This window comes from Corynebacterium sp. HMSC05E07 (genome assembly GCF_001807225.1).
Lineage (GTDB): Bacteria > Actinomycetota > Actinomycetes > Mycobacteriales > Mycobacteriaceae > Corynebacterium > Corynebacterium singulare.
The window spans coordinates 264,523-286,896 of record NZ_KV788202.1 but is presented as its reverse complement, the minus strand read 5'-3'; the positions used below and the strand labels follow the sequence as shown (position 1 = coordinate 286,896).

The following is a 22,374-nucleotide window of genomic DNA, read 5'->3' as shown; positions in this document are numbered from 1 at the left end:
AACTCGACATCGCTTGTGATGATTTCGTAACCTATTCGAGACATTGAGTAACCGACACGGTGTATCAATCACCGGTGCTCAATACGAACTGAAGAATTAAGCGCCGCGTCTGGCCCCTCCTAACGTCGGGGGCCGAGCGGAGATGGCTCTACAGGAATGGGTCATCGTCGAACGCTAGGCCCGCCCATGGGTTAGAGCTTTCGCTATGCCTTGGAAGGTGACGAACCTTCGAAAAGTAGCGAGGGTAGGCGCACAGGAAGATTTGGAGTTTAAATTCGTGGCTAAGCACCGTCGTCAGGGCAACCTGAACACCCGTCGCATTGCAACCACCGCTGCAGTCGCAGCTGCTGCAGCCGTCACCGCACCGGCTGCCGCCAACGCCGCTGAGGTCGTCGTTCCTAACACTGACATCCGCTTTGATGTCGCTGGTTTGGAGAATGTCCCGAACCTTAAGCAGGTCCCTAACGTTGAAAAGTATGTCCCGTCCCTGAAGTCCAACCAGGGTTCTGGCTACGCTGCCTCCGTTGAGGCTCCGGCAGCTGAGGTCCCAGCCCCGGCACCGGTCCAATCTGTAGGTGAGAAGGTGCTTGAGGCTGCTCGTTCTGCCGTTGGCTCCCCGTACGTCTACGGCGCTAATGGTCCGAGCGCTTTTGATTGCTCTGGCCTCACCTCTTGGGCGTACCGCCAGGCGGGCGTGAACATCCCGCGCACCTCCCAGGCACAGGCTTCTGCCGGCACTCCGGTTTCTCTGGACGCCCTGCAGCCGGGTGACATCATCGTCTACTACTCTGGCGCCTCCCACGTCGGTATCTACACCGGCCACGGCACCATCATTGACGCTTTGAATACCGGCACTCCGGTGGGCGAGCGTTCCCTGAACTACATGCCGATTCACTCCGCAGTCCGCTTCTAAAAGCAGCTCAGCGAATCATTTCACCCCTTCCGCCACTCTTGTCACGTCAATGATGAGAGCGGGGAAGGGGTTCGGCTATTGTTGACTGGTAGTCTTTTATTTTCCGGTGTCTGAGGTTATACTTCAGTCAAATATCAGCATTCTCTTAGTGTCCTGGGGTGTCCATGTTGCGTCGCCGTATTGCTTGTGTCGTTACCGCATGTGCGGTGGCGGCTGTTCCGCTGAGCATTGTTTCGCCTTCCGTGGTGGCTCAAGAGGTTCAGCAGGAGGAGACGCCAGAGGATCGTGCAAGCCTTATCGATCGGATGGCAGATGTCGCTCAACGCGTGTCCGCCAAGGGCGAGGAGGTTAAGGGCCTCGAGGATGAGCTTGCGGAATCGGAAAAACGAATCGGCGAGCTTGACGCAACGTCGGCCGATGCCCAGCGTAAGGCTGCGGATGCAGCAGCTGCTGTTGCCGCACAGCAGAAGCGCATCGACGCGTTGGCGCAGTCGCGCTACAGAAGGGACGCGGCGTCGCCAATCGCGGCGGCGCTCGACGCTGAGGACGTCGCCAGTGCCGTGGAACGCATGGGCTATCTTGGGGCGCTGTCAAAGGCAGCCAAGCGTGAAGAGGAAGCGATGCTTGCTGCGGCGGCTGCAGCGGACGAGGCACACAACGAGGCTGTCGTCGCAGCTGATGATGCCCGTCGGCACCGCGATGAGCTGCACACTCAGCGTGAAACGCTGTTGAAGGAACAGGCTGAGCTCGAGGAGCAGCAGAAGGAGTTGGAGGAGAAGATTGATGCGCTGAGTCCAGAGGAACGCGAAGCGTGGATTAACCACTTTGGCGGTTCTTCGGACATTGACGTCGCAGCACTTGCTGATGGCTCTGGTTCGGCAGCGGTTCAAGCTGCCATGACCCGTTTGGGTGCACCATACGAATGGGGCTCGACTGGTCCTACTACCTTCGATTGTTCTGGACTGATGGTGTGGAGCTACCAGCAGATGGGCAAGAGCATCCCGCGTACCTCGCAGGCACAGATTGCCGGTGGTACGCCAGTCCCGCTCGACCAGCTGCAACCTGGTGACATCGTTGGTTACTATGCAGGCATTACCCATGTCGGAATGTACATCGGTGAGGGGCAAGTAGTCCATGCGTCGACCTACGGTGTTCCCGTCGCCGTGGTTCCCCTGCATTCGATGCCAGTGCAGGGCGCTGTTCGGTACTAGCGCATGCCACGTACGCTCCTGGTAACCAATGACTTCCCGCCAACTATTGGTGGGATTCAGTCCTACCTGCGAGATTTTCTGAGCACTATCGACCCGCGTGATGTCGTGGTGTTTGCCTCAACCCAGAACGAACACGCTGCCGCCGAGTATGACCGTGGCGTGGGGTATGAAGTTGTTCGCTGGCCACGCAAGGTCATGTTGCCCACCCCGGCAACAGCGCGAAAGATGCAGCGGTTAATCCGTGAGAACAACATCGAGACCGTCTGGTTTGGCGCGGCCGCTCCACTGGCACTGATGGCGCCCGCCGCGCGAAAGGCGGGCGCGCAGCGCATTGTGGCAACCACCCATGGGCATGAGGTGGGGTGGTCGATGCTTCCCGGCGCACGGCAAGCGTTGCGGCGAATTGGGGATTCCTCCGACGTGGTCACGTACATTTCGGAGTACACGCGGGGGCGGCTGATGGGAGCCTTCGGGCCGCGCCCCCGCTGGGTGCATTTGCCGTCGGCGGTGAATCTCGAGGATTTTGCGCCGGCGGCAGGAGAAGAGAAGGCGAGAGCTCGGGAGCACTTTGGGTTGGGATCTGGTCCAGTCATCGTGTGTATCTCACGGCTGGTTCCGCGCAAGGGTCAAGATCAGCTAGTACGGGCCATGCCGCAGGTTCGCACTGCTTTTCCAGACGCGCAGCTGCTCATCATCGGACGCGGTAGCTACGAAGCGACGCTGCGCGAGCTGGCGCAGGAGTATTGCCCGGATGTTGTGCTCCGGGAGGCACGTGACACCGAGGAGTTGAGGATGGCGTTGCATGCCGGCGATATTTTTGCCATGCCAGCGCGTACGCGCGGGGGAGGGCTCGATGTCGAAGGCCTCGGTATTGTCTACCTCGAGGCGCAGGCGGCAGGGCTGCCGGTCATCGCAGGGGATTCAGGTGGCGCGCCGGAGACCGTAACGCCTGAGACGGGCGTGGTGGTCCGGGGTTCCTCACTGCCTGAGCTGGTGGAGGCGTTGGAGCAGTTGCTTGGTGACGTCCCCTTGAGGCACCGCATGGGCGCCGCTGGGCGCCGCCACGTGGAACAGCACTGGACGTGGGAAATCATGGGAGCGCGCCTGCGGGATGTTCTTGAATGTGACCACACCTAAGGCTGAGGTATATCCTACTAGTCATGCTTGAACACTCTTCCTCCGCCGACGGCGACCCTACGAGCCTCACCATTGGCTTCGACATCGGCGGGACCAACTTGCGCGCAGCAGTGATTGATGAGGCGGGGGAAATCCTAGATTCTATGAGCGTGCCCACGGCGATGGACGCAGCTCAGCTCGACGATGACATCGTGCGCTGCGTGGATGAATTGTCGGACCGCCATGACATCGATGCAGTGGGGTTGGCTCTCGCCGGTTTCTTGGATCCCGAGTGTGAAGTTGTGCGTTTTGCCCCTCATCTTCCCTGGCGTGATGCGCCGGTGCGTGAGACCTTGAGCAAGCGTTTGGATGTTCCGGTTCGCCTCGAGCACGACGCCAACTCAGCGGCTTGGGGCGAGTGGCGTTACGGCGCTGGCCGGGGTGCGCAAGAATGGGTCTTCTTTGCCGTCGGTACTGGCATAGGTGCAACGCTGTTCACGGAGGGACGGATTTATCGCGGAGCTTTCGGCACCGCTCCTGAGTTCGGGCACCTCGTTGTGAACCCAGGCGGACGCGTGTGCTCCTGCGGTAAGCGCGGCTGTTTGGAGCGCTATGCCTCCGGTACCGCGCTGCCGGATACAGTCGCGGATCTGCGTGGGCAGTATGAGACCACGTTGTCGGAGACTCCGTCCGGGGAGGAGATCGCCGCAGCTGCTCGTCAGGGAGATCCTTTGGCTGTTGCAGTGATGAAGGACTTTGGCCACTGGCTGGGACAGGGGCTGTCCATGGTGGCGGATGTGCTGGATCCAGAGCTCATTGTTATCGGTGGGGGAGTATCCCAAGACGCGGATCTGTACCTTGATACAGCACGGGAGTGTATGGCTCGTCAGATTGTTGGCGCCGGTCACCGGCCGTTAGCGCGCGTCGCGACTGCCGAGTTGGGTTCGGCTGCGGGTATGATCGGAGTCGCTGATCTAGCCCGTCAGGAGCGCCGAGGTTAACACCGCACACTTCCCGTCGCGGATTCTTCCGCGTGGCCTGCACAACCAGATAGGACTATAAGCGATGCGAAACAAGTGGTACTGGGCATTTAAACACATCTTCTTTGGCCCTGCTCTGCGGGTATGGAACCGGCCGTGGTCCGAGGGGATGGATCGCATCCCGGAGACCGGCCCGGCTATCCTCGCGTCCTCGCACCAGGCCGTGATGGACTCGTTTTACTTCCCGCTGTTGTGCCCGCGGCAGATCACGTTCTTGGCCAAGAGCGAGTATTTCACTACGCCGGGTCTTGTAGGTCGCCTTCAGAACTGGTTCTTTAGCTCCGTGGGCCAGGTACCGATCGATCGCGTGGACAAGAACGCGGGCGATGCCATGCTAGCTAGCGCCGAGCGCATCATGGGTCGCGGTGATCTGTTTGGCATCTACCCAGAGGGCACGCGCTCGCCGGATGGCCGTATTTACAAGGGGCGCACTGGCATGGCGCGCATCGCGCTGACTACCGGTGAAAAAGTGCTGCCTATCGCGATGATTAATACGCGCAAGGCTAACCCCATCGGTTCGTGGATTCCGCGCCCCGTACGCGTCGGTATGCGCGTGGGCGAACCCATCGATCCGAAGGCGTGGGCGGCCGAGCGTGGTATGGATCCTGATGAGTATGAGACCGCACGTGCCTTTACCGATTATGTAATGAAGCAGTTGTCGGAGCTGACGGGACAGCCCTATGTGGACGTCTATGCCTCCGACGTTAAGGCTTCCCTGCAAGCTGGACACGGCTACCCGGAAGGGGCCGAGCCCAGTCCGGAGGCCCGATAGTCTGTGAGCTCTTGTTTTTCTCCCAGCGCCGTGCCTAGCGGCTCTCAGGCGCTGTGGGCTTTGGACAAGGCGTCGTGCTGGGGTGGTCGGTGAAGCCGCGGGCATGGGGATGCCGCCAAGTAGCGCCCATTGAGCCGCTGGAGAACCAGACGCTTGCTATGACGAGCACTACGGTGACAAAAACATAGTCATTACCGGGAATCTGCTGCCACCACGACCACCCTAGCTCGCGGTGGTCTGCGTAGGGGACGAGCCAGTGTCCGCGGGCGAGGAGGACGAACCACGTGAGGGCGGCGAAAGTCCAGCGTCGGCGCAGCACAAGGTAGACCGCGGCCAGGCTGAGCCACGTGTAGTGGTGGGACCATGAGACAGGGGAACACAGTAGGGCTGCGGAGGATGCCAGGAGCATGAGAGCGACCTCGTCGCCGGTGTGCTCTTCAATCCACCTCATAATCCACCACAGTGCCGCCATAGTGATGATGCATCCGAGGGACCACATCGATGAGGCATGTTCGGGAGCGATACGGCTAACCATGCCGCGAAGAGACTGGTTACCGGAGTACGCCATGTTCCCGATGCGCGAGGGATCCCATAGAGCCCGAGCCCAGTAGGTGAGAGAGCTGCCAGGGGCTGCGAGGAACCCGAGGGCGCCGCAGGAAAGGAACCCGCCTTCACGGTATACATCGAGGTCAATGGCGTATCGCGGTGTGCTACCGTCCCCGGCTCCGTAGGGCGAGAGATACATCAGCCACGCCATCGCTGCCAGGCCAACGAGGCAGAGGGGAAGAAGTGAGGAGCGGAGAGATTTTGTCACTGCCCTGAGTATAGGCCCCAGTGACGGTGGATTAAGGGGAGGGACTAGGATACGACAACGTGCGCTACTTCTACGACACCGAGTTCATCGAGGACGGATCGACCATTGAACTGGTCTCCATCGGCATCGTGGGCGAAGACGGTAGCGAGTACTACGCAGTGTCCACCGACTTTGACCCGGCCAAAGCCAATGCTTGGGTGCGCGAGAACGTCCTGGACAAACTGCCGAGTCCGGGGAATCCGGTCTGGAAATCCCGTGACACTATCCGCGAGGAGCTCCTTGAGTTCATAGGGCGCCAGTCCACCCCCATTGAGCTGTGGGCCTGGGTAGGCGCTTATGACCATGTCGTTCTGGCTCAGCTGTGGGGTGACATGGCGGGCCTTCCCAAGGGGTTGCCCCGCTATACGCGCGAGCTGAAGCAGTATTGGGAGTTTGCGGGGCGTCCGAAACTGCCGCCGGTGCCGAATGGTAACCACGATGCGCTTGTCGACGCCCGCCATAACCTCGCCAAGTTCCGCACCTGTGAGCAGCACCTGCCCTTGACTCGCGGTAACCGCGTGAATTTATAAGGTGGGGAGATTGGGGGATTAACTAACGCGCTATAGGTGCAAGGTGGTTTAATACTGGGTGTGAGTTGGACAGTAGATATCCCCAAAGACGCCCTTCCCGATCTCCCGCCGCTGCCGGAGGGAATCAACGAGAAGTTCCAGGACGCCATCGCCCGCGAAGCCAAGCAGCAGCCCAGCTGGGACCAGCTGCAGGCGGATAATGTGCGCAAGATTCTGGAATCCGTCCCGCCCATCGTCGTGGCCCCTGAGATTGAGGAGCTCAAGCGCAAGCTTGCCGATGTAGCCTTGGGCAACGCTTTCCTTCTTCAAGGCGGCGACTGCGCGGAGACTTTCGAGTCCAACACTGAGCCGCACATCCGTGGCAACATCAAGACCTTGCTGCAGATGGCCGTGGTCCTGACTTACGGCGCCTCGACTCCGGTGGTGAAGCTAGGCCGTATTGCCGGCCAGTACGCGAAGCCTCGTTCATCGGATCTGGATGCCAACGGCCTGTACAACTACCGCGGTGACATCGTCAATGGTGTGGAGGCCAACGAGGAATCTCGCCGCCATGACCCCGCCCGCATGATTCGTGCCTATGCGAACTCCTCGGCGGCCATGAACCTGGTACGGGCCCTGACGCATTCCGGCACCGCCGATCTCTACCGCCTACACGAGTGGAACCGTGAGTTCGTGGCAAACTCCCCGGCCGGTGCGCGCTACCAGGCGCTTGCGGATGAGATTGAGAACGGCCTGGCCTTCATGAATGCATGTGGTGTCTCCGATGAGACCCTGCGCTCGGCAGAGATTTATTGCTCGCACGAGGCACTGCTCAAGGACTATGAGCGCTCCATGCTGCGCTTGGGCACCGATACTAACGGCGATACCAAGCTGTATGATCTCTCCGCGCACCAGCTCTGGATTGGTGAGCGCACCCGTGGCATTGAGGATTTCCACGTGGCGTTCGCCTCCATCATCGGTAACCCGGTAGGCATCAAGCTTGGGCCAGGTGTCACACCGGCGCAGGCTGTTGAGTACGCAGAGAAACTCGATCCCAACCGCGAACCGGGTCGCCTCACCATGATTGCCCGCATGGGCCACGACAAGGTGCGCTCTGTCCTTCCTCCGATTGTGAAGGCAGTGGAGGACTCCGGCCACAAGGTGGTCTGGCAGTCGGACCCGATGCACGGCAACACCTTCACCGCCTCCAACGGCTACAAGACCCGTCACTTCGACAAGATCGTCGACGAGGTGCAGGGCTTCTTCGAGGTCCACCGCGAGCTGGGCACCCACCCGGGTGGCGTGCACCTGGAATTCACCGGTGAGGATGTCACCGAATGCCTCGGTGGTGCTGAGGACATCACGGACGTGGATCTGCCGGGCCGCTACGAGTCCGCCGTGGACCCGCGACTGAACACCCAGCAGTCGCTGGAACTGTCCTTCCTCATTGCGGAGATGCTGCGCAACTAGCAAGCTGCGGCACTTTCGCCGCAGGTTAGTATGGCCTCCAGAGGATCGGCCACGTGCCGTATTCTCCGGAGCCAAACCACCACGCTGCGACGGCAACAGCGAGCGTGGCGAGGCCGACCAGGATGAGGAAGCCGATGAGCGCGACCGCGCTGCGGTTGCTGAGCGGGCGTTCCTCGGGTTCCTCGATAGCACCCGGAGGCGCGTAGGGTTCATCCACGGGAGCCGGGGGAGCAGTGTGCGGAGCAGCTGGTGGGGGAGCCAAGGGAGGCTCGACTCTCGTCTCATAAGAGGGGCCGTCATAGACGGGTGTTTCTACGCGAGGGGTTTCAATCGCCGAGGTTGCGTCAAAGACTCGAGTATTGCCCGCGCCTCCAAAGTCGGTGGGAACGGCGGCCGTGCGTGCCGCGGCCGAGTTGTGAGGGATGGGGACAGTGAAGGCCGGTAGCTGGAGCTCGCGGGAGACGTCATCGAGCGCGTCGAGGAACTCACCGGCGTCGGCGAAACGCTCAGCGGGATGGCGTGCGGTGGCGGTGGCCACGAGGGCGTCGAAAAGCATGGGCACGCCCTCAATACGAGAGGACGGAGCCGGAACATCCGCATGGACACGAGCGGTGGCATGCGCCAGTGGGGTTTCACCGGAGAAAGGGACAGTGCCGGTGAGCAGCTCGAAGAGGACGATTCCGGCTGAATAGACATCAGAGGCGGGGGTGATGTCTGCACCTGTTACCTGCTCGGGGGAGAGGTAGCTGACGGTGCCGACAATGTGGCCGGAGCTGTCGTGCTCGGCGCGTGCTGAGCGCACGAGACCGAAATCACCAACCTTGACGCGGTGGGTGTTGGTGATGAGGACGTTGTCCGGCTTGATATCGCGGTGGACAAGTCCGGCATCGTGGACCTCACTGAGCCCCGCCAGCACTGAGTGCATGACCCCGGCGGCGGCATGCGGCGGCATGGGACCGCGCTCAGCTAGGAGTTCGCGCAGCGTGCCGCCGGTAATGAGCTCCATGATGAGATAGATGGGCAGCCCGTCTGCGGAAAAGTCGTGGACCCCGACGAGGTTGGGGTGACTGAGCTGCGCCATGGCGCGGGCCTCACGCTCGAAACGGGTAACGAAGACGGGGTCATCGTGGTAGCGCTCATCCATCACCTTAGCGGCTACGGCGCGGCCCAAACGCATGTCCACGCAGCGGTAGACAGTGGACATGCCTCCGCGGGCGATCGGCTGATCGATGCGGTAGCGTCCTTCAAGAATATCGCCCACGTTCAGCCTCGTCATGGATTCCAGTATGGCCGATCCCCGCGCCAAAGTGTGATCCCGCTACAGTTGTGTCTGTGACTAATTCTGCTAACTCTCACGAAAATTCCCATCCCGAGCTGCCGCAACTTCTGGCGGGTGAGGAGCTTCTAACGCTCAAGGAGGTAGCTGAGAAGCTAGACCTGCCGATTACCCGCGTCTTTGATTTGCTCAATGCCCGCAAGTTCATCGCCTGGCGTGATCCGGAGGGTAACCGACGTGTCCCAGCCGCCTTCTTCAACACCAAGGGCGCGATTTCCAAGTACGTCTCTGGCGTGATTACGGTGCTGTCGGACAACGGGTGGAGTGATAACGAAATTCTTGCCCACCTGTTTACTGAGGATGATTCCTTGCCAGGCCGTCCCATCGATGGCCTGCACGGTCACCTCGCGCGCGAAGTTATTCGGCGCGCGCAGGCGTCGGCTTTTTAGTGGACGCGGTAGCAGACGAAGGCACGCCCGCGAAAATCCACTGCGTGGCTGTCCAAGCCACCACGATCATGCCGATGACCCAGAACCAGTTATAGAGCTGGTGGTTTCCATCGCCGGCGAAGGCGACGCCGATGAACAGTGCTGCGCCAGTCGTGAGTTTGATGATGGACAGCGGTGGGCGGAACGTGCCCATGAGCGTCAGCACCGATGCGTAGTACCAGGGCAGTGTTACCGAGTTGAAGACAAAGGCCACCTGGTAGGCGGCGGCCGTGCCAGCGATGGCTCGGCGCACGCCGGTGCGTCCCCACCACCACACCAGGACAAGTCCCAGAAGCATGAGCACCATGCCGGCGGAGCGCAGCGCGCCCAGTACGTCGTTGTATGTGGTGTCGGGGGAGAAGAACTGGATGAGGGGCACGAGGACGTCGGCAAGCAGCGTTGGACCCGCTAGCGGGTTGATCACCTTCGAGTTGCCGCTGATTTGTGACAGCCATCCCCACGAGCTTCCCGACGCCCACGTGATCACCGCCACCGCCACCGCAACCTCCGCCACGGCGAGAACCCCCGCCATGAGGAAGATACCGACACGCTTGACCATGCGGGTACCGTCCGGAGCCCAGCGGTGCACCATGAGCCAAACGATAAACGGCGCGGCGATGACTGCCGTGGCCTTGAGCGAGACCGCAACGCCCACGAGGAGAAGGCTGGCATGGAACCGGTGGTGCACTGCTGCCAAGAGACCCACAGATACGAGCCCGACCATGACAGATTCATTGTGCATACCGCCAATGAGGTGCAAAATCATGACGGGGTTGGCCACGCCTAGCCACAGCGCTAGCGCTGGATCGCCGCCGATAGAGCGGGCAAGGCGCGGAATCGACCAGGCGATAGCCGCGAAACCAAGGACGGAAATCGCCTTGTAGACAATGATGCCCGCCGCAACGTGATCGCCCACGAGGTGCGTGACGGCGTTGCCCATCCACAGGTGAAGCGGACCATACGGCGTGGTGGTGTTGCGCCAGTCGTGAGAGACCTCAAGTAGGAAAGGTCCGGGGTTAACCGCTGCGCCTTCTGTATAGGGATCGAAACCATCGCGCACCATCGCTCCCTGCATGAGGTAGGAATACACATCTCGGGAGGCCAAGGGAGCTGCGACGAGAAGCGGGGCAATCCAGCAGAGGAGCATGCGCTGGATCTCGCGCAGACCCCCTTCCGGTGTGGGCTCCTTCAGTTGCGGCGCGATGACGTGACGTCCCGCCAGCACCCAGGCGGCGACGAGTCCAAAGAGGCCTATCCAATAGAGCACCATGCCAATGTTGCGGCCGTGACCGTAGGACAGAAAACCGATGTTGAGGGCTTCTAGAACGCCTCCCCGGTTGCGTGAGGCACCACCGGAGAAGGAAGCCAGCGCCAGGATGGTCGCGGCGACGATGCCCAGAGTTAGAGGCTGGGGGACGCGCAGTGTCAGGCGCGTGGACGAGCGGGCGGCCATGCTACATCCGACGAGCCGTGGACTTGCGAGCGAGCTCTTCCAAGGTCGTAGTGACTTCAGGAGAGACGGGGGCATCGTGGAGATGCGCCAGGCCCGAGCGGGTGAGGTCACTAATGCGCTGCTCGACGACGTCCGGTGCCCCCGAGGCCTCAATAATTTCCGCCATGCGCGCAATCTCTTGGGGATCCTCAGTCTGCCCAATAAGGCGACGTAGCTCGGCGGCCGCAGCGGGGTCGGATTCATCCGCGCGCTGCAGTGCAAGGGAGAGCAGGACGGTGCGCTTGCCCTCACGAAGATCGTCTCCGGCCGGCTTTCCTGTCACGGCGGGGTCACCGAAGACCCCCAACAGGTCATCACGCAGCTGGAAGGCAATGCCGATGTCATGTCCATAGCCGCGGAAAGCAGCAATGAGCTGGTCGGAAGCTCCCGCGACGGCAGCACCAAGGTGGAGGGGACGCTCAATGGTGTAGGCGGCCGTCTTGAATCGGTTCACCGAATCCGCCAGGGAGGCGTCCTCAGAGCCTTCTGCCTCGAGGGAAATATCCAGCATCTGGCCGCCAATGACTTCTCGACGCATCCCCCGCCAGGGGTCGCGCACACGGGCAAGCGCCTCCGGACTCAAGCCGGAGTCCTGGAGCATGTCCTCCGCCCACACCAGCGCCATGTCACCGATGAGGATGGCCAGGGATTGGCCGAAGAAATCCGAGTCACCGCCCAAGCCCAAGTCGCGGTGCCGCTTGGCGACGCCCCGGTGGACCGTCGGATTACCGCGCCGGGTATCAGATGCGTCCACGATGTCATCGTGAATAAGTGCGCAGGCCTGGATGAATTCCAACGATGAGGCTGCACGCAGCATAGCGTCGGGAGATTCTGGCCCCTCGAGGCCACGTGCGCCGACAAACCCTGCCCAGGCGTAGAGCGGGCGGATGCGCTTTCCGCCGTCGAGGACAAAGGATTCCAGGTAGGAGATGGCGTTGGTTACTGGCTGGCCAATAGCGGCGATGGCACTACGTTGGCCGGCGAGAAACTGCGCGAGCTCGTCGCGTACAGCGCCGGGAATGTCGTCCAAGGAAGGAATCTTCGGTTCAGTCACACTTGCCACGATACCTGGCAGGGGCACGGGGGTTAAGCGCCAGGCTGGGTGGCCTCGACGGGGTTAAGTGGCACGGAGGATTGAAGGATGGCGAAGGGGCGGGAATCAGCGGGGTAGTAGAGCTGACGGAGAAAGTCAGTAAAACCCATCCTCCGGTAGAGGCGGAAAGCCGAGTTAGATTCGGTCGAATGTTCTGGGGTGGATAGAAGGATGTAGCGAGCTGGAAGGTTCCACGCGAAGGCATCGAGGATGCTGTGCCCGAGCCCGTGGCCTTGTTCCCCTGGGCGGACATGGATCTCAGCGAGCTCGTAGTAGTTGTGCAGCACGTCTTCTTGTTCCGGGGTAGGGCCACCCCTGGTCATGAGAGCTCGGCGAAGCTGCCGGTCCCACCATGTATCAGGAGAACCTAGGAAGCCGTAGGCAAAGCCAGAGATTCCATGTTCGGTCGTTGCTACCACGCAGGAGAATCCTGGGCGGATGGCATCGGACCGCCAGCGGGCGATGGACTGGTCACGCAAGCCCGGCGAATAATTCATTGCCTCGATGTAGATGTCCACCAGTTGCGGGAGGGCAATGGCGAACTCTTGGGGGCTCAAGCGGCGCAGCGTATAACTCACGGTTCTAATAACAGCAGATCCTCATCGAACACGAAAGTAAAGCGGAAAACGAGTGACGTTGGCTATCCTTTATGTGTTCGAAAAGTCTTTACTGTCATGTGCTTAAACCATTGCTATGATCGAACATGTGAGCTAAACTTGGTGATGGATGTACAGAGGTGGTTCTACAGTGAGCCGCAACAGACAAGGCAAGCGTGATGTTTGCGAGCGAGATGTTCAAGGAGGAGTGGTCATGGCGCAGGTAATTTCAGCAACGGCGGCAGCGCGGAGCCGCAACCGGGAGGCACTGCAGAGTGTGCGTCGCGATCGTTTTATGGGGCAGGCTCTTGATTTGCTCGCAGATGCCCGCAAGAGTGCCGCCCGCGGGCGCCTAGAGGATGCGCTGGAAATGGCGTATCGCGCGTCCCTGCGCGCTGCGGGTGCACGTGTGGCAGCATCGACGGTCGCGCGTCGTCGCCGTTTGCCGTCGTCTGCCTGGGAGCAGGTGGCTCTCATTGGCCCCGCGGATGCTCAGTGGGCTGCGGAGTTTAAGGATTACTCGCGCGTGCGTTCCCGTGTGGCGTCGGGGCTGGATCCGGTGCCCGGTGAGGATGCTGTTTATGAGTACTTGGCACTTGCTGCTCGCTACGTGGATGTAACAGAATCCGAACTCGGTTTTGGCGGTCTTGCGGCTTAGTGTTGGAGGTTGCAGGAAGGGGTGCCAGGGGTGAACTGTCTTTGCGGGAACTATCTCGCTACTCTTGACGTTGTAGAGATATAACCCCCTAAAATTAGACCCCAACTACCTGCAACCTAGTACGGAGGACGCTGTGGCCCTTTCTGAGCAAGAACAGCAAGCGCTGCGTGAAATTGAACAGTCGTTGCTGGCCAACGACCCTGACTTTGGTGCGTCTGTATCCGGTGATTCCTCCTTCGGGGGAGGAACCGGTGCCATTACTCTCCGCGGTGTGGCCCTCGTCGTCGTTGGTTTATGCATGATGGTTGGGGGCATCGCTTTGGCGCAGCAGTCGCTCTGGTTCATCGCCTTGTCCGTGCTTGGCTTCCTTGTGATGTTCGGTGCAGGCGTGTGGATGCTTCGTGGCAACGCGGAGGGTTCGTTAGTGTCTGCCGCGGCATATCCTTCGCGCGCTAAGCAATCAAAAAAGAAGAATGGCGGAATGGGTAACCGCTTGGAGGATAACTTCCGCCGCCGTTTCGAGGAGCGCTAAATGCGCTAGCTCTTTCGGTGAGGCGCCGCACCACTTTGCGGCGATGGCTTCTGTCATCGCATGCAGAGAGGTGCGGCGCTTTTGTTTTGCCTAGATCCCCCACTTTGCCCCACATTCCCCACTTTGCCCCACCTGGCATTGAACTCTGGGGATGGCGAGCGCTTTCGCGGGGGTGGATGGGGAGAAGAGCGTCGGAAAGTGCAGGAAGAGCCTTTCGCGAGTGGGGGAAGGGGATAGAGCTCTCAAAGTGGTGAGTGTTACCGAGGGGGTGGATGGGGTGCAATGGGTAGTCTGTCAAGGGGGTGCCGGGGAATTCCCCCCACTGAAAACAATGCCTTTTATCTGGGGTTATAGAAAGACACGCCCGTGTAATTCGCTTCTAAGGTGTGGTAGGTGGGGGAAAGTGGGGTAGAGTGGGGCATAGCGGAGGAGAATTGCTCTCTTGTCGCAAGAGGAATCCGGAGTTTTCGAGTGACAGGAAGGTGGACCCGGGATGTTTCTCGGTACCTACACTCCCAAGCTCGACGACAAAGGGCGGCTTACGCTTCCGGCGAAGTTTCGTGAAGAGCTGGCCGGTGGCCTGATGGTCACCAAAGGGCAGGATCATTCGCTCGCGGTCTACCCGCGAGAGGAGTTCGCGGCACGAGCTCGGAAAGCAGCGGCTGTGTCACGCACCAACCCGGACGCGCGTGCGTTCATTCGTAACTTGGCAGCAAGTGCGGACGAACAGCGCCCCGACGGGCACGGACGTATCACGCTATCCGCGGGGCACCGCGAGTACGCAAACCTCACCAAGGAATGCGTGGTTGTTGGCTCGGTTGACTTCCTCGAAATCTGGGACGCAGCTGCATGGGCTGAGTACCAGGCGCAAACTGAAGACGCTTATTCGGCGGCAGATGCCGATGACGTGCTAGCTGGCCTTTTGTAGAGGCTGGAATAACGAGAGTGCGTGTACGGACTCTGCCCGAGGAGGATGATCTGGTGTACTTCCCCGATATCAGAAGCCTTCCTCGGACAGGGCCCTATACGCACTCGATTCTTATCGACCAAACCAGACAGCGAACTCAGGCGCCTTAAGAGAGGGGGACAGCGGGCTGTGGCACAGGATGAGAACATCACCTACGACGTAAAAGAAAACCACGGACACGTACCAGTAATGCGTGCGCGCATGGCGCAGTTGCTGGCGCCTGCCGTCGATGCACTGGGGGACAACGCCATCATCGTGGACGGCACGCTCGGTGCGGGTGGCCACAGCGAATACTTCCTTCATGAGTTCCCCTCAGTGCGCATTATTGGTGTGGACAGGGATGGGGCGTCGCTAGGCGCTGCATCACAGCGCCTCTCCGCCTTTCCGGACCGCTTCATCGGCGTCAACGCTCGCTTTGATGACGTTGGTGGTGCAATTGCGCGCGGCGACCATGAGATTTTTGCCATCGCACGCGAGCATGGAGTGGCCGGTGCGCTGTTTGATTTGGGGGTGTCCTCCATGCAGCTGGATCAGGTTGACCGTGGCTTTGCGTACAAGACGGATGCGCCATTGGATATGCGCATGGATCCAAGCCAGGGGATCACGGCTGCAGACATTCTAAACACCTACAGCCACGGGGATTTGGCCCGTGTACTCAAAACATATGGTGACGAGCGCTTCGCCGGAAAGATTGCTTCTGCAGTCCTCAAGGAGCGAGAAAAAGAACCGTTTACTACGTCTGCGCGCTTGGTTGAGCTTCTGTACGCAGTAATTCCAGCTGCCACTCGTCGTACCGGTGGTCACCCAGCTAAACGCACCTTCCAAGCACTTCGCGTGGAGGTCAACCGCGAACTCGAGGCCATCGAGAATGTCATCCCGGTCATTACGGATGCACTCGCCGTGGGTGGGCGTGCGGTGTTCATGAGCTATCAGTCCCTCGAGGATCGCATTGTGAAGCAGGCCTTCAAGGAGCTCAGCACCTCAACAACTCCGGCTGGCCTGCCGATGGATCTCCCCGGTACCGCCGCTCACTTTTCCATCGTGACGCGCGGTGCTGAGAAGGCCAGCGAGGACGAGATAGCTGAGAACTCGCGGGCCGCCTCAGTTCGAGTACGGGCTCTCGAGCGAGTCGAGGGAACGCCCTCTTTCCATGACCCGGGAGGAAAATCATGACGCTACGAGACCGCACAGTCCCATCCCCCCACCACGAGAGGATCCCCACCATGGGTGCCAGCCGCGATTTCACCACCGGATCTGACCACGCCGGTCAGGGAACCGCGCTGCTCGAACGAGGACGCCGCACGACTCCGTTGCCGAGCCGCTCTCCGCACCGCAGCACGGTGCCTCCTCGCCGTAAGAGCGAAGGTCTGCGTGGAAGCCGTCTCGGTTCTAAACAAGTAGTGAGCAACCGCGGTCGCCGCGTCGTTCACAAGCCGAAGAACAACGGTCTTTTTGCGCGACTCTCTGTTATCGCTATCGCGCTGCTCATCACCGGAGTGGTGGGAGCGATGTGGCTGTCGGGTCTGTCGACCTCTCAGACCTTTAAGATTCAGCAACTAACGGCTCACGAGTCCACCTTGAACAATCAGCTGGAAACCTTGAACCGCGACCTTGAGAATGTTCGTTCTTCTTCTGACGTTGCCCGCCGTGCGCACGAGGCCAAAATGGGTATCCCGGTACAGCCAGGCATCGTCGAGGCTGACGGTGAAGGAAAGGTTCAGGAAAAGCGCGAAGCGACCCCGGAGATGGAATCCGTCGTCGACGTTAACGGTGAACCAGTCCGTCCGGGCCGCGCCTCCAGTGACCCGAATGCAACGGCCAACATGTCAGACAACCTCAACGCCCGCCCGAACCTCCACAACGGTGTACCGCGCGGTGAGGACGTTGAGCAGGAAGCGCCAGCTGGCCAAGAGACCCACCCGGAGGAGTCAGCCCCGGCCGACGGTGCCGTGGAGCTGCCGGACATCCCGGCGCAAGCTCCCTACGCTGCCCGCGGCTAGATTCCGCGGCTGCCCGCGCGTGCCTGCGCGGGCGCGCGGTGATCATAGGGCAGAATTCGGGTGTAAGTACGCCCGCCGTCCGCGGTGGGGGAACCTAGCCCATTCGCTGCAGAAAGAAAGGTGACGTGTGACTCCACCACACTCCGGTGGCCGGCGCCCGAGGCGCCCTTCCACGGCCCGTGCCGCCCAGCCGCGCGGCACAGCACACCAGCCACGGCAGCGATACGACGCCGACAGGGTCATCCCTGCCACACGTGACAGGCAACCACGCACGGGTAAACCTGTCTTGAGCCAGCAGAAGACCATGCGGCGCCGTGTGCACGTCGTTGCCTCGCTACTCCTCGTGGTCATGGTGGCGTGGATGGGCCGACTCGCTTGGGTACAGATTGTGTGGGGCCCTGACCTAGCGGCTAAGGCAGCAGCCCAACGCACGCGTGTGTACATCGACACTGCCGGCCGTGGCGAAATTCTTGACCGTGAAGGCCAGCGCCTTGCCTACACCATGCGGGCCCGCTCGCTTACGGTGTCACCGACTCGTTTGCGTGATGAACTGCGCCAGCAGGAAAAGCTCGAAGCCGCTGATACCGCTGAGTACGCAGGTCTCGCCCCTGATGCCAAGGAAAAGTTCCTCGATGACAAGGTCACCGAGCGCCTCACCGACATGTCTGAGGGGATCCCACGGATGCTCAAGGATGCGGGCATTGACGCGGGTGATGTGGACTCGGAGCAGATCATGGATAAGCTCCGCGCCGATACCCAATACGAGGTTCTCGTTCGTAACGTTGATCCGGATGTTGCGGTGACGATCTCTGAGCAGTACCACGGACTAGCTGCGGATGAGCAGCAGATTCGCCAATACCCCAATGGGTCGATTGCGGAGAATGTCATCGGCAAAGTGTCTATGGACGGCCAAGGCCAGTTCGGATTCGAAGCCTCGGGTGACACCACGTTGACAGGAATCGACGGCAGTTCGACCGAGGATGTCTCCGCAAGCGGCCAGGTCATCCCCGGCACCCTCCGTGACCAGGTGCCGACCACTGACGGTAAGAACGTCACCTTGACCCTTGATCTCGATCTCCAGACCTACGTCCAGCAGAAGCTGGAAAAGGCAAAGGCGAACTCGAAGGCCAAGAGTGCTGAAGCTGTGGTTCTTGATGCTGCAACGGGACAAGTTCTCGCTATGGCGAATACGGGCACTATTGATCCGAATAAGGACATTGAGAAGCAGCTGGAGAAGAATAAGACCTTTGACAACCGCAGCATCTCGCACCCCTTCGAACCAGGCTCCGTGGCGAAAATCATCACCGCCGCTGCGACTATCGAGGAAGGCCTCACTGACCCCAACGAGGTTCATCAGGTTCCTGGTTCTATCGATATGGCGGGCGTTACCGTTAACGATGCGTGGCAGCATGGCGTTGAGCCATACACCACCACCGGTATTTTTGGTAAGTCATCGAACGTGGGCACGCTGATGTTGGCGGATCGTTTGGGCCAAGACACTTACGCTGAGTACCTGAAAAAATTTGGACTCGGCCAGACCTCGGGTATTGAGCTTCCCAATGAGTCGCCTGGCCTTGTTCCGGCACGCTCCCAGTGGTCGGGCGGTACGTTCGCTAACCTGCCTATCGGTCAGGGACAATCATGGACAGCTTTGCAACTGGCTTCGGTCTACCAGACACTAGCCAATGACGGCGAGCGGATTGAGCCCCGCATTATTGATTCCATCACCGGCCCGGATGGCACCAAGGAAGAGCTGGACGAGCCAGAGACCACTCAGGTCGTGAGCCCAGAAACCGCGGAGACTGTGGTCGACATGTTCCGAGCCGTCTTCCAATCAGACGAGCTAGGCATCAATAACGGTACTGCCGGCAACGCCCAGATTGAGGGCTACCAGCTGTCCGGTAAGACAGGTACCGCGCAGAAGGTCGATGAGGAGACCGGTGCCTACTCCAACTCCAAATACTGGATCACGTTTGCAGGCATTGCCCCTGCCGACGACCCCCGTTTCGTCGTCGCCATCATGCTCGACGAACCCGAATCCGGCGTCAATGACGACGGTTCTGGAGGGCAGTCTGCAGCTCCCGTGTTCAGCGACATTGCCGCCTGGCTGCTCAACCGCGATAACATCCCGCCCTCACCGCCGGCGCCCCAGCTAACGATGCGCGCTGAGTAAATGCCCACCTCAACACCACGATTTACTCACAGAATTTCAGAGCCAAAGAGAAAACAGAAAGCAAAGGAAACACAGTGACAAGCAGCATCAGCCTTGAACGCCTAGCGGAGATTGCCGGAGGTCGGGTGATCGGGGATGCCTCGGTTACCGTGGACTCCTGCGGCCTGAACTCTGCGAAGCTGGCACCTGGCGGCCTTTTCGCCGCGCTGCCTGGAACCCGTGTGCACGGAGCACGCTATGCCGCTGATACTCCGGCAGCCGCCATCCTCACGGATGAGGAAGGCCAGGCCCTTCTTGCCTCGGCGGGAGAATCGCGTCCCGTTCTTGTTGTGGAGGATATTCGCGCCATTCTCGGCCTTGTTGCAGCGGAAATTTATGAGCATCCTACGGAAAATCTCACCATTCTCGGCGTGACGGGTACCTCGGGCAAGACAACCACGAGCTATCTGCTTGAAGCAGGCCTTCTCCACGCGGGGTATTCCGTGGGGCTCATTGGAACTACGGGTACTCGTATCAATCGCGAACCCGTTCCCACCACACTGACCACTCCGGAAGCCCCGACGCTTCAGGAATTGTTCGCCCGCATGGTCTCAGAGGGCGTAACCCACGTGGTCATGGAGGTCTCCTCCCATGCTTTGGAGCTAGGCCGAGTGCGCGGCACGACGTTCGCCGTGGGTGGTTTCACCAATCTGAGCCAGGATCACCTCGATTTCCATCCCGCAATGGAGGATTATTTCGAGGCTAAAGCAGCGCTTTTCGACGGACCCCAGGCCGCCAACCGCGCCGTCATCTGTGTCGATGATGACTGGGGCGCTCGTATGGCTGAGCGTGCCGCGGCGCTGCCGCTCACGCGAGTGGCAACGCACGGTAGCGCTGACATCACCGCACGCCAGATCGCTACGGAGGCCACCGGTGCTCAGCAGGTCACACTGAGCGTCGCATCCAGTGGTCAGTCCTATGACTTCCGCCTGCCGATGCCCGGCGAGTTCAACATCGCCAACGCTGCCCTTGCCACCGGCATGGCGGCGGCTATCGGGCTTGATCCCCAGACTTTCCTCGAAGGCGTCGAAAAGGTCGCTGTTCCGGGTCGAATGGAGCGCATCGACCGTGGGCAAGACTTCGTGGCTGTCGTTGACTACGCCCACAAGCCCGCCGCCATCGCCGCTGTTCTTGACACCTTGCGCAGTCAGTTGGAGGGAACCAGCGGCCGTATCGGCATCGTCGTCGGCGCGGGCGGAGACCGTGACTCCTCCAAGCGCCCGCTTATGGGGGCCGCTGCGGCAGAACGCGCTGACCTAACCGTGGTCACTGATGACAATCCCCGTACCGAAGACCCGGCCACTATCCGTGCCGCGGTTATCAAGGGCGCCCGCGAGGCCAACCCAGACGGAGATATCCGTGAAGCTGATTCTCGCGCCAAGGCGATCGATGAAGTTGTGGCGTGGGCGCAGCCAGGTGATGCCGTCATCGTCGTGGGCAAGGGCCACGAGGTGGGGCAGCTCATCGGCGACACCATGCATCACTTCGATGACCGCGAAGAGATGGCTCGTGCCCTCGACGAGGTCCTTCGACAGAGCGCGGATGGCGCTTCCGCGCGGTACGGTGACAACGATAAGAAATCTCACACCTTGCCGCAGGAGCAGAACGAGCCCAAGGAGCATGCATGATCGCCCTCAGCCTCACCGAAATTGCTCAGATCACCGGCGGTCGCCTCGACAACGTTGAGAACCCAGACGCTCAGGTCACTGGGTTCGTCGAGTTTGATTCCCGCAAGGTTACTCCGGGCGGGCTCTTCGTAGCGTTGCCCGGTGCACGCGTCGATGGGCACGACTTTGCGGAGACGGCCATCGACAAGGGCGCCGTAGCTGTCTTGGCTGCGCGTCCGGTGGGCGTGCCCGCCATCATCGTTGAACCTCGCGGTCGAGTCGAAGGCGATGGTGCCAACGCGGACATCTACGCCAACGATGAGGATGGCTCGGCCGCAGCAGTTGTCGCCGCGCTTTCCGCAATCGCCCGTGCGGTGACCCAGCGTCTTTCCCAGAATAAGCTCAACATTGTGGGCGTCACCGGTTCCGCCGGCAAGACCTCAACTAAGGATCTCATCGCCACCATTTTCCGCACTGTGGGGGAGACCGTTGCGCCGCCGGGCTCCTTCAACAACGAAATCGGGCTGCCCTATACCGCCCTGCGCTGTGATGAGCACACCCAATTTCTCGTTGCGGAGATGTCCGCACGCGGTATCGGCCACATCCGCCACCTCACCGACATCACTTCTCCGCGTATTGGCGTGGTGCTCAATGTTGGCTCCGCGCACCTTGGCGAGTTCGGCTCCCGGGAAAACATTGCGAAAGCCAAGGGAGAGCTCGTTGAAGCTCTTCCGAGCGCTGATGACGGTGGAGTTGCCGTCCTCAATGCCGATGATCCTTTCGTGGCTGCCATGGCTCCGCGCACAGCAGCCAAGGTTGTTTACTACTCCACGGAGAACCGCCGCGGAGGTGCACCGGCAGCGCAGTACTTTGCCACGGACATTGAGCTTGACGACGTCGCCCGCCCCTCCTTCACCCTCCACAGCCCCGGGGCTGAGCCAGTAGAAGTCAAGCTCCAGGTGTTCGGTTCCCACCAAGTCTCCAATGCGTTGGCTGCAGCGGCCGCAGCGATTGAGCTGGGCCTGTCAGCAGACACCGTCGCCGGTGCGCTCTCGGGTCACCGCAACGCCTCAGAACACCGGATGGATGTGCGTACCCGCCGTGATGGTGTCACCGTCATCGATGATTCCTACAACGCCAATCCGGATTCCATGCGGGCGGCCATCGCAGCGTTGGCCTATACTGCCGCAGCACGTCCGGGTGCCCGGGCCATCGCCGTCCTTGGTGAGATGGGTGAGCTCGGCTCTGATGCCGAAGCAGCGCACCGTCAGCTGGGAGAGGTACTGGCCAAATACCACGTCGAGCACCTCATCGGCGTGGGGGAGAGCGCCAATTGCCGGGCGATGACGGAGGCGGCTGCGCAGCAAGGTATAAATACAGTGGTGTGCGCCGATGCTTCTGCGGCTGCGAAGGCGGTCGATGGTATCTTGCGCGCGGCCCCAGCAGGGGTCGATGACTGGGCCAGCCGCAGCGTCAAGGACGTGGTCTTGGTTAAGGCCTCTAATGCCCAACGCCTCTGGTTGGTCGCGGAAGAGCTGAACCACAGCTAGCCGCTAGAAAGGACTTCAA

The 22,374-nt window shown here is 60.7% G+C and carries 21 protein-coding genes; 16 read left to right on the top strand and 5 right to left on the bottom strand.

Annotated elements, in window-relative coordinates:
- Positions 1–277: 277 nt before the first annotated feature.
- From HMPREF3149_RS01540 to HMPREF3149_RS01520, 5 genes are all read left to right on the top strand, one after another.
- The gene (locus HMPREF3149_RS01540; RefSeq protein WP_042533343.1) at positions 278–913 is read left to right on the top strand and encodes a C40 family peptidase; all 636 of its coding nucleotides are present in this window, start codon (positions 278–280) and stop codon (positions 911–913) included.
- A 164-nt stretch (positions 914–1,077) separates the two neighbouring features.
- Positions 1,078–2,124 (top strand): C40 family peptidase, encoded by a 1,047-nt coding sequence (locus HMPREF3149_RS01535; RefSeq protein ID WP_042531594.1) that lies wholly within the window; start codon positions 1,078–1,080, stop codon positions 2,122–2,124.
- Positions 2,125–2,127: 3 nt separating this feature from the next.
- Positions 2,128–3,261, top strand: a complete 1,134-nt coding sequence (locus HMPREF3149_RS01530) for a glycosyltransferase family 4 protein (RefSeq protein ID WP_070536042.1) — start codon at positions 2,128–2,130, stop codon at positions 3,259–3,261.
- 23 nt (positions 3,262–3,284) lie between these two features.
- Positions 3,285–4,241, top strand: a complete 957-nt coding sequence (locus HMPREF3149_RS01525) for an ROK family protein (RefSeq protein WP_070536039.1) — start codon at positions 3,285–3,287, stop codon at positions 4,239–4,241.
- A 64-nt stretch (positions 4,242–4,305) separates the two neighbouring features.
- Complete coding sequence (locus HMPREF3149_RS01520; protein ID WP_070536037.1) at positions 4,306–5,052, top strand: lysophospholipid acyltransferase family protein; 747 nt, start codon at positions 4,306–4,308, stop codon at positions 5,050–5,052.
- Positions 5,053–5,086: 34 nt separating this feature from the next.
- Here the strand turns inward: HMPREF3149_RS01520 and HMPREF3149_RS01515 are convergent, their stop codons facing one another.
- On the bottom strand, positions 5,087–5,866 hold the full coding sequence (locus HMPREF3149_RS01515) for a glycosyltransferase 87 family protein (protein ID WP_246819911.1): 780 nt from the start codon (positions 5,864–5,866) through the stop codon (positions 5,087–5,089).
- A gap of 59 nt (positions 5,867–5,925) precedes the next feature.
- Here HMPREF3149_RS01515 and HMPREF3149_RS01510 point away from each other — a divergent pair, with 59 nt between their 5' ends.
- Together HMPREF3149_RS01510 and HMPREF3149_RS01505 are read left to right on the top strand one after the other, a co-directional pair.
- Positions 5,926–6,435 (top strand): polyadenylate-specific 3'-exoribonuclease AS, encoded by a 510-nt coding sequence (locus HMPREF3149_RS01510; protein WP_042531587.1) that lies wholly within the window; start codon positions 5,926–5,928, stop codon positions 6,433–6,435.
- A 60-nt stretch (positions 6,436–6,495) separates the two neighbouring features.
- Positions 6,496–7,884: a class II 3-deoxy-7-phosphoheptulonate synthase gene (locus tag HMPREF3149_RS01505; protein WP_042531585.1), complete on the top strand. Its 1,389-nt coding sequence runs from the start codon at positions 6,496–6,498 to the stop codon at positions 7,882–7,884.
- Positions 7,885–7,909: 25 nt separating this feature from the next.
- On the opposite strand, the gene HMPREF3149_RS01500 is transcribed toward HMPREF3149_RS01505, so the two are convergent.
- The gene (locus HMPREF3149_RS01500; RefSeq protein ID WP_070536031.1) at positions 7,910–9,160 is read right to left on the bottom strand and encodes a protein kinase domain-containing protein; all 1,251 of its coding nucleotides are present in this window, start codon (positions 9,158–9,160) and stop codon (positions 7,910–7,912) included.
- Positions 9,161–9,216: 56 nt separating this feature from the next.
- On the opposite strand from HMPREF3149_RS01500, the gene HMPREF3149_RS01495 reads away from it, so the two are divergent.
- A complete protein-coding gene (locus tag HMPREF3149_RS01495; RefSeq protein ID WP_371440932.1) occupies positions 9,217–9,609 on the top strand; it encodes an Rv2175c family DNA-binding protein in 393 nt (130 codons plus the stop codon).
- Here HMPREF3149_RS01495 and HMPREF3149_RS01490 read toward each other — a convergent pair.
- The 3 genes from HMPREF3149_RS01490 to HMPREF3149_RS01480 are packed head-to-tail and all read right to left on the bottom strand — an operon-like array spanning position 9,578 to position 12,811.
- On the bottom strand, positions 9,578–11,101 hold the full coding sequence (locus tag HMPREF3149_RS01490; protein ID WP_070536028.1) for an alpha-(1->6)-mannopyranosyltransferase A: 1,524 nt from the start codon (positions 11,099–11,101) through the stop codon (positions 9,578–9,580). The genes HMPREF3149_RS01495 and HMPREF3149_RS01490 overlap by 32 nt on opposite strands.
- A 1-nt stretch (position 11,102) precedes the next feature.
- Complete coding sequence (locus HMPREF3149_RS01485; protein ID WP_070536025.1) at positions 11,103–12,194, bottom strand: polyprenyl synthetase family protein; 1,092 nt, start codon at positions 12,192–12,194, stop codon at positions 11,103–11,105.
- A gap of 32 nt (positions 12,195–12,226) precedes the next feature.
- Positions 12,227–12,811 (bottom strand): GNAT family N-acetyltransferase, encoded by a 585-nt coding sequence (locus tag HMPREF3149_RS01480; protein ID WP_042531575.1) that lies wholly within the window; start codon positions 12,809–12,811, stop codon positions 12,227–12,229.
- Positions 12,812–13,043: 232 nt separating this feature from the next.
- On the opposite strand from HMPREF3149_RS01480, the gene HMPREF3149_RS01475 reads away from it, so the two are divergent.
- From HMPREF3149_RS01475 to murF, 8 genes are all read left to right on the top strand, one after another.
- Positions 13,044–13,487, top strand: a complete 444-nt coding sequence (locus HMPREF3149_RS01475; RefSeq protein ID WP_070536023.1) for an SAV_6107 family HEPN domain-containing protein — start codon at positions 13,044–13,046, stop codon at positions 13,485–13,487.
- Between the two features lie 133 nt (positions 13,488–13,620).
- Entirely contained in the window at positions 13,621–14,019 is a 399-nt protein-coding gene (locus HMPREF3149_RS01470) for a DUF3040 domain-containing protein (RefSeq protein WP_070536021.1), read from the top strand.
- Positions 14,020–14,512: 493 nt separating this feature from the next.
- On the top strand, positions 14,513–14,947 hold the full coding sequence (gene mraZ, locus HMPREF3149_RS01465; RefSeq protein WP_010190539.1) for a division/cell wall cluster transcriptional repressor MraZ: 435 nt from the start codon (positions 14,513–14,515) through the stop codon (positions 14,945–14,947).
- Between the two features lie 168 nt (positions 14,948–15,115).
- Positions 15,116–16,159, top strand: coding sequence for a 16S rRNA (cytosine(1402)-N(4))-methyltransferase RsmH (rsmH, locus tag HMPREF3149_RS01460; protein ID WP_256366401.1), 1,044 nt, complete (start codon positions 15,116–15,118; stop codon positions 16,157–16,159).
- Positions 16,160–16,209: 50 nt separating this feature from the next.
- Positions 16,210–16,986: a cell division protein FtsL gene (locus HMPREF3149_RS01455; protein WP_246819910.1), complete on the top strand. Its 777-nt coding sequence runs from the start codon at positions 16,210–16,212 to the stop codon at positions 16,984–16,986.
- A 304-nt stretch (positions 16,987–17,290) separates the two neighbouring features.
- Positions 17,291–19,159, top strand: a complete 1,869-nt coding sequence (locus HMPREF3149_RS01450) for a peptidoglycan D,D-transpeptidase FtsI family protein (protein WP_070536016.1) — start codon at positions 17,291–17,293, stop codon at positions 19,157–19,159.
- Positions 19,160–19,233: 74 nt separating this feature from the next.
- The gene (locus tag HMPREF3149_RS01445; RefSeq protein ID WP_083280733.1) at positions 19,234–20,826 is read left to right on the top strand and encodes a UDP-N-acetylmuramoyl-L-alanyl-D-glutamate--2,6-diaminopimelate ligase; all 1,593 of its coding nucleotides are present in this window, start codon (positions 19,234–19,236) and stop codon (positions 20,824–20,826) included.
- The gene (gene murF / locus HMPREF3149_RS01440; RefSeq protein ID WP_070536014.1) at positions 20,823–22,355 is read left to right on the top strand and encodes a UDP-N-acetylmuramoyl-tripeptide--D-alanyl-D-alanine ligase; all 1,533 of its coding nucleotides are present in this window, start codon (positions 20,823–20,825) and stop codon (positions 22,353–22,355) included. The genes HMPREF3149_RS01445 and murF overlap by 4 nt, the downstream gene beginning before the upstream one ends.
- Positions 22,356–22,374: the final 19 nt, after the last annotated feature.

Bases quoted from the DNA above. Each gene is read 5' to 3' on its own strand.
- HMPREF3149_RS01535 (WP_042531594.1), top strand. From the start codon at position 1,078: ATGTTGCGTCGCCGTATTGCTTGTGTCGTTACCGCATGTGCGGTGGCG.
- murF (WP_070536014.1), top strand. From the start codon at position 20,823: ATGATCGCCCTCAGCCTCACCGAAATTGCTCAGATCACCGGCGGTCGC.
- HMPREF3149_RS01530 (WP_070536042.1), top strand. From the start codon at position 2,128: ATGCCACGTACGCTCCTGGTAACCAATGACTTCCCGCCAACTATTGGT.
- HMPREF3149_RS01500 (WP_070536031.1), bottom strand. From the start codon at position 9,160: ATGACGAGGCTGAACGTGGGCGATATTCTTGAAGGACGCTACCGCATC.
- HMPREF3149_RS01455 (WP_246819910.1), top strand. From the start codon at position 16,210: ATGGGTGCCAGCCGCGATTTCACCACCGGATCTGACCACGCCGGTCAG.
- mraZ (WP_010190539.1), top strand. From the start codon at position 14,513: ATGTTTCTCGGTACCTACACTCCCAAGCTCGACGACAAAGGGCGGCTT.
- HMPREF3149_RS01525 (WP_070536039.1), top strand. From the start codon at position 3,285: ATGCTTGAACACTCTTCCTCCGCCGACGGCGACCCTACGAGCCTCACC.
- HMPREF3149_RS01490 (WP_070536028.1), bottom strand. From the start codon at position 11,101: ATGGCCGCCCGCTCGTCCACGCGCCTGACACTGCGCGTCCCCCAGCCT.
- HMPREF3149_RS01520 (WP_070536037.1), top strand. From the start codon at position 4,306: ATGCGAAACAAGTGGTACTGGGCATTTAAACACATCTTCTTTGGCCCT.
- HMPREF3149_RS01450 (WP_070536016.1), top strand. From the start codon at position 17,291: ATGCGGCGCCGTGTGCACGTCGTTGCCTCGCTACTCCTCGTGGTCATG.
- HMPREF3149_RS01475 (WP_070536023.1), top strand. From the start codon at position 13,044: ATGGCGCAGGTAATTTCAGCAACGGCGGCAGCGCGGAGCCGCAACCGG.